Source organism: Leptospira alstonii serovar Sichuan str. 79601 (assembly GCF_000347175.1).
Taxonomy (GTDB): Bacteria; Spirochaetota; Leptospiria; order Leptospirales; family Leptospiraceae; genus Leptospira; species Leptospira alstonii.
Window position 1 is genome coordinate 1 of sequence record NZ_ANIK01000085.1, and the last position, 2,451, is coordinate 2,451.

Here is a 2,451-nt window from a genome sequence, read left to right on the forward strand (position 1 = left end):
TGTGTTTCTGAAATCCATGACGTTCCCTATTGCGGACTTGAATTGCGGTCGCACTCTGAACCTCCCACCCAAGATCCAAAAAGAGTGAGAGAACATCAGAGGTTTTGATTTGTAGATACTTTTTGCTGACTTGCCCGAAATAGGCATCCGAATAAACAGAAGGGATTCTTCTTTTTAATTCCTCTTCACTGATTCCCATTTGAACTCCTACTAACGAGGAAGTTCATCGTTCTTTACCAAATTAAAGGAAAGTGAATTTTGTAATTGAGTAGGAATGAAATTCGGAATACAGTATAAGAATACTAAAATTTACATTTGAGTAGTGGTAGAGGAATTTCAGATTCTAAATAGGATTTTAAACCAGCTTTAGCATTCTGATCAATTCCACATTCAAAATTCTTAAACTCATTCTCGATAAGAGAACAATCCTCAACCTTTTCAAAATTGGTATATAGCTCATATTGTTTTTGGGAGATTGTTTCCGCTTTGAGTAGTTCATTAAAGAAATCGGTATAGTATATCTTTGGATCAATTAGAGAAACAACCAAGCACGTATTCTTATCCTCTGGGAAGCTAAGCGTTTTTCTCCCTATATTTCGGATTATTTCTCGATCTTTAACCTCATATTTTCCGGTCAAATTTTTCGGTTCTACATAAATCAGAATCGGAATGGAGATATCATAAGTGTCCAATTTATTAAAGTCTTCCATCGAATGAAAACGATCCATGCTAATTGCTTCTTCTTTTGGAATGAATGAGGTCATAGCGGAAACTGATTTTATCTTGAATTGTTTTCCAAACTTTGTGTTCAAAGCCGGAAAATTAAAAAATCTCCGATCATAGTGGTCAATGATTCTAATTTCTTTTCCAATCTCTAAAAGCGATTTTAATTGATCCCAAGAAGTTTTCCATTGTTCTGGATCATTTTTTTTAAGCATTACACAATAATTTGTGGAGAGTAAGAGTATCACAAGTAAGACAGATTGAATTTTATTTTTTAGAGCATCCATTTTAATTACCTTTCGAGTGTTTTGGAGGGGATAGAATGAGTTTGAATTCTTCATTTAATTTTATTAAGAAATTCAATGTCTGTATAATTGTAGGTAGGATATTCTGAGAACATATCGAATACACTTTTTCCGATTGCATACGCTTCCAGGGAATTCGAAGTTTCTTTGTAGCCATTTTTCTCGCTTACAATTTTTTCCAAGGTGATGTTATTCTTATATGGACTAAAATAAAAAAAATGAATTTCTTTTGGAGTGTCAATTCTCCATATAATCTTCCCGTCTTTTTGTGAAAGTTGAGTTTCAATCTTAAAACCCGTTTCAGGATTTCTTCCGAGGATCAAGCTACGGAAAACTTGGTAAAATTTATATTCGAATTTTGACCCATCAGAATCGATTAAATCGTTCATGAGATAAGGTTTAACAAAAGGAAATTGTCTTTCTAGGTAAGTTTGAACTTTTTTGTCCAGTAAATTAGTTAGAAACTCATTTGCTTTGTCTTTTGTTTCTCCGGGAGGAGTCTTTCTATTGAATTCAATAATCTCTTCCAAAGAGTTTTTATTCACCTTTTCCCAGGTAGAGCTTTCTTGTTCGAATGTAACCGCTAATTCTTTATTCGATTCGGTTTCAAGCTTTGAGAGCGTATTTGCGATATTAGCTCCGATATTCATTAGAATTGATCTATCCGAGCTTTCAAACTTCTCTTCTTCCTTGAATCGTAGAGTAGCAAGGTTGTATATAGATAGAGGAAACCACATCCAAAGCTTTTTGTTCTCCGAGTATTCCTCTGTTTTTTTATGTGCGCTATTAATGTAATAATCTAATATAATTACGCTTTCTTCTGATTTCCAACAAGGAATTAGAATGCAAAAGGTAGCAAGTCCTATCAATCCATAGTTATCCTCCTTTTGTATAGTTCCACCACGGAGACGTACATTTAGAGGATGCTGAAGATACGCCGTTTCGTCGACTAAGTCTACGTATTCTGATAATCCATATGAGTCGTTCTTTGTGATAAACTTCGTTTGGGTGGTGCTTGGGGTCCAGATAGATGCCTTAGGTTTTGTTTTTGCTTTGAATTTTTCAGCAATGTAATTTGGCTTTACGGTAAATAAGCAGTTCGTTGCTTGCAAGCAAACGAGTAAGATTCCTATAAGGGAAATTTTATTAACTAAGTTCAATGGTATGACTCCTTCAAAACATTTAAATTGGTTTATAAATTCATTGGGAGAAAAGGGAATAGGAAAAACTAATACAATGGTCTTTCCGGTTTGAGTTGGCATTCGATGAGAGCCATAAAGCCTGGAGAGCGAATGAGGTATCCCCAAGTCTTGATTGCTTCCAAGCAGTTATCAACAGACTGTTTGTCATAATAGGCGTTAGAATCAATCCCTGCAACTTTGGAAGCGTTCATGTTGAGTAAGAAGTTACTGGCTGTCAGGAT

3 protein-coding genes and 1 pseudogene are annotated in these 2,451 nt (G+C 34.9%); all 4 read right to left on the bottom strand.

The window, feature by feature from the left end:
- Window positions 1-199 (bottom strand): annotated as a pseudogene (locus LEP1GSC194_RS16235) (DUF932 domain-containing protein); the annotation flags it as partial.
- Between the two features lie 103 nt (window positions 200-302).
- Window positions 303-1,010, bottom strand: coding sequence for a hypothetical protein (locus LEP1GSC194_RS16240; RefSeq protein WP_020774602.1), 708 nt, complete (start codon window positions 1,008-1,010; stop codon window positions 303-305).
- Window positions 1,011-1,060: 50 nt separating this feature from the next.
- Entirely contained in the window at window positions 1,061-2,188 is a 1,128-nt protein-coding gene (locus LEP1GSC194_RS16245; protein WP_036043425.1) for a hypothetical protein, read from the bottom strand.
- Between the two features lie 68 nt (window positions 2,189-2,256).
- The coding region (locus tag LEP1GSC194_RS21670) for a TIGR04452 family lipoprotein (protein ID WP_157229219.1) at window positions 2,257-2,451 on the bottom strand (195 nt) is incomplete at its 5' end.

Bases quoted from the DNA above. Each gene is read 5' to 3' on its own strand.
- LEP1GSC194_RS16240 (WP_020774602.1), bottom strand. From the start codon at position 1,010: ATGGATGCTCTAAAAAATAAAATTCAATCTGTCTTACTTGTGATACTC.